Here is an 8,424-nt window from a genome sequence, read left to right as displayed (position 1 = left end):
GTAATTCCACTGCTTTTTTAATAAAAATAAAACTGCGCCACAGCCTTGGCAGGCCATCGCGCAGCGATTTTGTTCAATCGTAATTATAAAGATACGGTATTTCGCATGTTGTTTTCTGACCGGAGAAATTTATTGTCACTTTATAATGCAATCAGTGGTGCTCATTACGATGATCCGGAAAAACTGGAGATTGTCACACTGGAAAATGCTATTTATATGGGAATGAAAAATGATCTTGCTTTTATCATTGACACAGAGTTATTTCTATATGAACACCAGTCAACTTACAATCCTAATATGCCATTGCGTGATTTATTCTATATTTCGAGTGAATATCAGAAACTGGTGGATAAGAAATCCCTTTATTCTTCCGTATTACAGAAAATACCTGCACCACAATTTATCGTATTTTACAATGGAACAGAAAAGAAAAAATAAAGCGGAGGTAATTGCGATGAGTATTTTTGAATATGACAAAGAAGAGGAAGAACGGAAACTGCGAAAAGCTGAGTACGAGGCCGGTGTTGAATCTGGCATTGCGGAAGGCAAACGACTTGCACAAAAAGAGGGTACGATTGCCCTTAGCAGACTTGGATTGCCTGTTGAACAAATTGCAATGGCACTGCAAGTAGATGTAGAACTTGCAAAACAATGGATTGGTGATAAATAGCAAATAAAAAGTGACCGAGCTCTTTAGAGCGAGAGATGCTTCTTGGCCGAGGATCAATCTGACGAGAACAGTAGCGACCACCGTTCCGATACCTACGGAATCGAGCTGACCGGAGAAACGCCGAGGTTCGATTTTACGGACATCGAAACACCGAGTGTCATAATAAAAAGCCCGGCGATGGCATGGCTGTCAACAAACGAAAAGTCAATGAGAAAATTTCTTGTTAAGCACATTTACACTTGATGAAAATGAGAAAATATGTTACTTTATTCAAACGTAAGTTTAAGCAAACTAACAAAAGATAGCCATGGAGGAAAAGGAATGAAGCGATGGAAAAAGAATTTGCTGGTATTGGCTCTGCTGAGTTTTGCGGTAATTTTTGCTAACGTTACACCAAAGTATCATACCGTTTCAGCAGCGTCCAAAACCACGCTCAATTACAAAAAGAAAACACTGAGAAAAGGCCAGACCTTAAAGCTTAAGGTAAAAGGCACAAAGAAAAAAGTGAAATGGAGCAGCTCGAAAAAGAAAGTTGCATCCGTTACTTCAAAAGGAAAGGTTACAGCAAAGAAAAAAGGAAATGCTGTGATTACTGCAAAAGTTGGCAGCAAAAAATATCGCTGCAAGATTAAAGTAGTTCTGCCAGAGAAGCCGGCAGTCGATAATAATAAAACACCGGAGACACCGGCAACGCCAAGTACACCGGAGACACCGGCAACTGAGACACCGGCAACGCCAAGTACACCGGAAACCGAAACACCGGCAACGGAAACAGAAGCTCCGAAAACAGTTCTGGTAAAGGAAGCTCAGACAAAAGTTCTTGATCTTGGATATGCACAGTATCTGGTGGTAGCTTTTGAAGAAGGTTACGATGTGGAAAACTGCAGCGTTGCGGTAGATGGTGTGGATATCACAGGGGCTATGACCAAAGTTACCGATGACGGAAGCATTGTGAAATGGGAGCTGACAGGCTTAAATCCTGCAAAACTGGTTGTTACCAAAAAAGATGACCAGAAAACACAGGAGGTTGTGCTCAGTGACAATGAAAATCCGGACAAACCGGTTGTAAAAGCACAGGAACCGATGTATTTCCTGACACATGCAGCCATCCCGACCTGGGATTATCATCTGACCAACTACGATGAAGAAGGAAATGCAAGGGTTACTCCGAAAAAAACAACCTTTGACCTGAAGGAAACTGCAAAAGAAGATGTGAAATATTATGCACCGGATGCAGAATTGAGCAAAAACGAAGATGCTGACAATCTGTACGGTGTGAGCGGAAACGTAGAAATCCTGTTCAACTACACAACACAGGAAGAAAAAGACTGGTTTGATACGATCGCAGACGAAGGTGCACTGGCACTGCTGTCAAACGATGAGAGCCTGAGCACGCTGAACGATCAGCTCGCTTATACAAAAGATACCACCGAACATGGTGGAAATGTAGTCGGAAGAATTACCATTCCGCTGGGACAGAGCAATTTCTATTCCAATGGACGTTACAAAGTACGCATCCGTTCCAATGGAAACAGAACCCTGATCGCATCCATCCATGTGGTAAATGCACAGACTCCGTCCATGAAGATTTCTGAGACAGGTGCGATCAAATCCGGACAGAATGTTCATTTCCAGGTAGAAAACATGGTATACGGCATCACCGTTCCGGTTGAGATGGTAACACTGAAAACCCCGTCAGGAGAAGTGAAAACACTGGAAAAAATAACAGACTGGTATCTGATCGGAAATACCTTTGTACTGTATAACGATGTAAATGCAGAAGGTGGAAGAAACAACATCGAACAGCCGGGTGTGTACACACTGACGGTATACTCAAATGGCTTTAAGACCATGAGCAAATCTTTCACTGTTGCAGGCAAAACAACAAAAGCTGCAAAAACAGCAAAGACTTATGATGTTGTGACAAGAGCGACTTCAGGCGGAAACTCCGGAAGCAGCAGCGACGGTGAAAGCGGAAACTCTGTTATGCCGGCAAATCTGGCATTTTCTGAGGATCTGATCTCCAATGCAAAGATCCTGACGGCACTGGATGTGAAGAATGCTTCGGCAAAAGCAGTTGCAGAACGCTGGGATAATCAGATCACAGCATGCGATGCCGTTTATGGCGAAGACGGAGTTGTATTCTACGATTATACAAGCTACTATGATGCTGTTCAGGAAGCAAAATTAAAAGGACAGTATCTCTCTTTTGAAGATTATGTTGCAGATGAAAATGCAGTTACTACAGAAAACCGTCCATACGCAGTTAAGGTGGTTCTGGAAGATGGTCTGCTTGGAGAAACACAGTACAACGGATCTTACAAAGGAAAAGAAGCACCGGTCCTGACACTGGATGCGGATGCAGAATTTGTTGCAGAAGGCAGAGATCTTGTACTGACAGGCCAGGATGCAAGAACAGCAGAATACTTTGAGAAAATTACCGGAATTTATGTGAATCAGAGCTGGAAAGAACTGACAGAAGATCAGTACAGCGTAGAGGACGGCAAACTGGTGATCAAAGATTCTGTTCTGACACTGGGAACAAATACCGTAGAGATCAAAGCAGAAGGATTCAAAAACAATACACTTTCGGTTGAGTATAAGAAAGTTCTGGAAGAGAATTTAAGTCTTGTTTCTGACAAAGAACAGTACAACAGAGGCGAGAATGTGGTTCTGACCGTAAATGGTTCCGAAGGCGATTTCCTGAAGAACTTAAATGCAGTCAAAGTAGATGGAAAAAACATTTATGCAAAAGGTGTTGCAGGATCTGATTATTACTATGAAGCAGCAGAAGATCTGAAATCCATCACTATTTACGATAACGGAAACCTGTTCAACCAGAACAAAGCATATACCCTGACTCTGGAAGCAGAATATTATGAAGCTCTGGAAACAGAGATCACCGTACAGGGTGAAGAAAAAGATGTTCCGGCATCAGAGCCTATGATCAGCAAAGACGAAGACGGCCAGACTTATCTGGTATCCTTTGGAACACAGACAAACTTTGTAGGCTGGAAAAATAAAGTAACCTCGATCACTGTAAATGGAACAGCCTATACAGAAGCAGGCTGGTTTGGCATGTCAGAGAATCAGTTTAAATGGGAAACAGACGGATACGGAAATCAGGTCCTGAAACTGAAAGTGGACAGCGAATTTGATGAAAATGCCGACAATACCTTTACGATCAAAGCAGAAGGCTATAAAGATCTGGCACTGCCGCTGGTTGTAAATGTGATCAAAAAACTGACACCGCCACAGGCGGTTTCCTGCCAGAAAACTATCTTCTCAGATTACTATATCGTTTCCTTTGGCTATGGTTCTGAAATCGAACAGTGGCAGAATCAGATCACAGGCATAAAAGTAAACGGAACAGAGTATAGCCTGGTAACTTCTTCCTTCAGCGTAGGTGATACGACAACCTACTGTCTGCTGAAAAACGATGGTCAGATTTATGTTGGAACAAATGCAGTTGCAGATGGAGAAAATACCATTGAGATTTCCGCAGAAGGATATGAAGACTGTACCGTCACCTTTACTAAATAAGAAGTTGTCGGTGACTTCCTGGCAGGTGTAAGAAATTGAAATCCTGAGCATTTTATCAGGAGGCTGTCAGCGAAAAAACAGCAGAGCATGTGCAAATGAACGAATTCCCAAATTGTCATTAGACAGTTTGGGAATTTTGTGGTTAAAAAAATCCTTCCTGATATAATAAAAGTAACTCAGAAAACGGGAAGAAAAATCAGGAAAACAGAAAATATGTCAGGAGGGATTTGTTATGAAAAAACAAAAAGGCGGTTTTCAAAAAATAATCGGTTTTTCAATGGTATGCTGTATGTTGACCAATCTGGCAGTGCCGGTTTCTTTTGCGGAAGAAACAAAAAAAGAACCAACGTATGTGCGGATGGACCATCCACTGAAGGAAGAAAATAACTGGGATATTTCAAATGAGCTGATCATGCCTGGCGAAGCATTTTACACCGTTCCGAAATTTGAAGTAACGTATGACCATGGTTATTACGGGCAGACAGTTACGAACCTGTACCTGAAACACGTTTCCCTGATACTTGGGGAAGAACCAAGACTTTATGACAGTAAACTGATACGGAACAAAGTGGATCTTGCCGGACTGACGGCGGATCGGACAAACACGTATAATGTCTGGACAACACAGACGGAGCTCTGGAAGAAGAGTCTGGAAAGTGCAGAGATGGGTGAAGATACACAGAAGCAGCTTAAAGCGTTTCAGGAAGGCGAGAGCACAGAGAATGCGGGTTACACAAACAATACAAACACCCCAATTGTTTTGGAACAAGTGCGTACAGGAGCTACCGAACATGAAGGAACCATTTATGGTGGTGAATATAGCAGTACACCGATGATTGTCGGGTATACCACGCATAATTCAAACTGTACGATCCGATTCTATGAACCGTATTATACTATATCCTACAAAGAACTTTCAGAAGAAGAACAGGAAGGCATGCCGGATCGTTATTATGTGCAGAGGGAAAAACAGGAACTGATTTTAAAAACACCGGTTCGTGCAGGGTGTCATCTGACTGGCTGGAGCGGTATGGCTTTTGTGGATGAAAAAGTGGAAGAGGGAAGAACCATATTCTCCTTTGACTGGGAACACAATATGATTCATGCAAATTTAGGTGATCAGACAGTGACACCGAGATATGACAGCGGAAAAACAATTACATTTAACGCAAATGGCGGAAGTATTGAGGGAAAAGAGTCTGTCATTTATGAATTGCATATGGACAGTAAAAACTTTTTTGATATTGCAGATCACATTCCGCAGCAGGAGGGATATCAGTTTGTCGGATGGTGTCTGAAACCGGATGACTTAGATGGCAGTCTGGTCAAACATACGGAAAACTATGACTGGGTTCCAAAGTACCGGGATGATATCCAGGTTTATGCAAAATGGAAAGAAAAACCGAAGGAAACAGAAACGGAAAAAGAAACAAAAACAGAAGAGGAAACAGAGAACAAAGAACAGATACCGGATGTAAATTCGAAGGATGGTCAGAAACTTTCCGGTATTTCCATCAAAAAACTGACAGCCGGAAAGAAAAAATTTACAGTAAAATGGAAAAAAGCAAAGAAATCGGAGTCTGTTTCCGGTTATCAGATCCAGTATTCAACGGATAAAAAGTTTAAAAAGAATGTCAGAACAAAGAAGTGTGGAAAGAAAAAGAATTCGCTTACGGTGTCGAAACTGAAAGCAAAAAAGAAGTACTATGTGAGAATGCGGAAATTCCGGAATGTAAAAAAAGATGGAAAGAAAAGCAGGATTTACGGTTCCTTTAGTAAAGTAAAAAAAGTAAAAGTCAGGTAGATCAAAAATTCCCGCCATCCGGTCAGGATGGGCGGGAATTTTTGCATCTGAAAAAAAGTAAAATTAGGAATTGACCCCGGAAATATATCTTTGTAAAATAAGAAAGAAACATGGAATATATGTAAAATTTAAGGAGGCTGTTTGTTTTATGAAAGCAACAAATGAGAAAAAGTCAGAAGGTTATTCTTCACCGTATGATTTTGAGGGAAGAATTCCACTTTCTCAGGCAATTCCACTGGGGCTTCAGCATGTCATGGCAATGTTTATCGGAAACTTGACACCGCTGATCATCGTGATGGGAGTTTGTGGACTGACCGCAGATGCAGGATTTGGCGAACTTCGTACGGCATTGCTCCAGAATGCAATGATCATCGCCGGAGTTGTTACACTGGTTCAGATGTTTTCCATCGGTCCGGTCGGAGGAAAAGTGCCGATCGTTATGGGAACGTCATCCGGATTTCTCGGAGTTCTGAACAATACCGTGGCAGCATGCGGCGGCGGTATTCTTGCTTATGGTGCGATTATGGGAGCCTGTATTGTCGGCGGTATTTTCGAGAGTGTTCTCGGAGCATTTTTGAAACCGCTTCGTAAATTTTTCCCGCCGATCGTTACCGGATCGGTTGTTATTGCAATCGGATTATCACTGCTTGGTGTTGGTATCAACTATTTCTGCGGAGGAAGCGGCAAAGCGGACTATGGTTCACTTCCGAATCTGTTTCTGGGATTTGTAGTACTGGTTGTAATTGTACTGCTGAAACATTTCGCACCGCAGAAAAGTATCCTTTCTTCGTCTGCAATCCTGTTTGGTATTCTGGCAGGATATGTTGTGGCGATCATTATGACACTTACGCTTCCGCACACCGGTATCGATGCAGATGGTGTTCAGTATACTTACTCCTGGGTTGTTGATTTTGCCCAGGTAAAAAATGCAGCGTGGATCGCTGTGCCGAGCTTTATCGGTTTTGGTGCTTTATCTGATGTAAAGATCACATTCCAGGCAAGTGCGATCATCCCGATCGGCATCATGTTTATCGTAACGGCGATTGAGACAGTCGGTGATATTTCGGCCTGTATCGAGGGCGGTATGGATCGTGAAGCAACCGATTCTGAGCTGTCCGGCGGTGTGATCTGTGACGGACTTGGATCTGCTTTTGCAGCACTGTTCGGTGTACTGCCGAATACTTCATTCTCGCAGAATGTGGGACTGGTTTCTCTGACAAAAGTTGTCAACCGTTTTGCAATCTCCATGGGAGCGATTTTCCTGATCCTGTGTGGATTCTGCCCGAAGATCGGTGCACTGATGTCCATCATGCCGCAGTCGGTTCTCGGAGGGGCAGCCGTTATGATGTTCGCATCGATTCTGATTTCCGGTATCCAGCTGATCACAAAGCATCCGATCGGCAGCCGTGAGATTACGATTATTTCCGTAGCGATCGGTCTTGGATATGGTCTTGGAGCAACCACAGGGGCAACCGCTCATCTGCCGTATTATGTACAGCTGATCTTTGGCGGTTCCGGAATCGTACCATGTTCTCTGGCAGCGATCATTTTAAATATCGTTCTGCCGAAAGAATCCAAACCGGTTCGTGAAATGTGGGAACTGGAAGATAAATAAATGAAAAAAATCATATCAGTCATCGGAGCGGGCGGAAAGACGACCCTGATCCATCGACTGGCAGAAGAATATCAAAGGAAAGGAAATGCTGTGCTGGTGACGACGACAACGCATATGTTCGCAGAGCCGGGCACAGACCTCTCCGGCGATGCTTTTTCTATACGGGAGAAATTACAGAGAGATCACTATTGTATGGCGGGCATACAATGCTCCGAAAATCCGCAGAAAATGCAGGCACTTCCGGAGCATACACTAAGAGAATTGCTGCATTACGCGGATATTGTTCTGATAGAAGCGGACGGAGCGAAACATCATTCTCTGAAATATCCTTCCGGGGCAGAACCGGTGATTTTTTCGGGAACGACGGATCTTTATCTCGTGCTTGGAACGTGGGATATTGGGAAACCCTGTAAGAAGGTAATCTTTCGCTTTGATGAGATGCAGAAAGAAGAGCTTATCCGGGATGATATGGAGCTGCCAAAAAGAAAGATTCTGCCGGAAGAAGCAGTGACAGAAGAGCATATCCGCAGAATCTTAAGGGCGTATCGGTACAGGCTGAAAGAAATCGGGTATAATGAGAAAATAACTTGTCTGTTTTCAAAGCAAGATGGGGAAAACATTCGATTCTGTCAGGCAGATACCGACAGATCTGACCGCCAGAGGCATTCTTGAAACCGGGTTTTTCGAAAGTCTGAGCGGAACAAATGGAGGCAATTAACAGTTAAACATAAATTATAAAATTATATAAGTATATGTTGAGTTTTATAAGATATTAGAGTAGAATATTATTGA

General features: G+C 42.8%; 7 protein-coding genes. 6 read left to right on the top strand and 1 reads right to left on the bottom strand.

What is annotated here, in order from left to right; translation table 11 throughout:
- The first annotated feature begins 132 nt into the window (after positions 1–132).
- Both GPK60_RS15645 and GPK60_RS15640 read left to right on the top strand, forming a co-directional pair.
- On the top strand, positions 133–438 hold the full coding sequence (locus tag GPK60_RS15645) for a hypothetical protein (RefSeq protein ID WP_346727719.1): 306 nt from the start codon (positions 133–135) through the stop codon (positions 436–438).
- Positions 416–670 carry a hypothetical protein gene (locus GPK60_RS15640; RefSeq protein WP_346727718.1) on the top strand — a complete coding sequence of 85 codons (255 nt, stop codon included), beginning with the start codon at positions 416–418 and terminating at the stop codon, positions 668–670. Before GPK60_RS15645 ends, GPK60_RS15640 begins: the two co-directional genes overlap by 23 nt.
- Before the next feature lie 92 nt (positions 671–762).
- Here the strand turns inward: GPK60_RS15640 and GPK60_RS05065 are convergent, their stop codons facing one another.
- Positions 763–903: a hypothetical protein gene (locus tag GPK60_RS05065; protein ID WP_215659007.1), complete on the bottom strand. Its 141-nt coding sequence runs from the start codon at positions 901–903 to the stop codon at positions 763–765.
- Between the two features lie 88 nt (positions 904–991).
- On the opposite strand from GPK60_RS05065, the gene GPK60_RS05060 reads away from it, so the two are divergent.
- The 4 genes from GPK60_RS05060 to yqeC all read left to right on the top strand — a co-directional run bounded on the left by GPK60_RS05060 (position 992) and on the right by yqeC (position 8,304).
- A complete protein-coding gene (locus GPK60_RS05060) occupies positions 992–4,213 on the top strand; it encodes a hemoblobin-interacting domain-containing protein (RefSeq protein ID WP_215659006.1) in 3,222 nt (1,073 codons plus the stop codon).
- Between the two features lie 232 nt (positions 4,214–4,445).
- The gene (locus GPK60_RS05055; protein ID WP_173898994.1) at positions 4,446–6,017 is read left to right on the top strand and encodes an InlB B-repeat-containing protein; all 1,572 of its coding nucleotides are present in this window, start codon (positions 4,446–4,448) and stop codon (positions 6,015–6,017) included.
- 148 nt (positions 6,018–6,165) lie between these two features.
- Positions 6,166–7,632 (top strand): nucleobase:cation symporter-2 family protein, encoded by a 1,467-nt coding sequence (locus GPK60_RS05050; protein ID WP_147632409.1) that lies wholly within the window; start codon positions 6,166–6,168, stop codon positions 7,630–7,632.
- A complete protein-coding gene (yqeC, locus tag GPK60_RS05045) occupies positions 7,633–8,304 on the top strand; it encodes a selenium cofactor biosynthesis protein YqeC (RefSeq protein WP_215659005.1) in 672 nt (223 codons plus the stop codon). It abuts the gene before it with no gap.
- Positions 8,305–8,424 lie beyond the last annotated feature (120 nt).

Source organism: Ruminococcus sp. MCC718 (assembly GCF_018783905.1).
GTDB lineage: Bacteria > Bacillota > Clostridia > Lachnospirales > Lachnospiraceae > Hominisplanchenecus > Hominisplanchenecus faecis.
The sequence above is the reverse complement of the archived record's forward strand: the minus strand, read 5'-3'. Positions and strand labels throughout refer to the sequence as shown.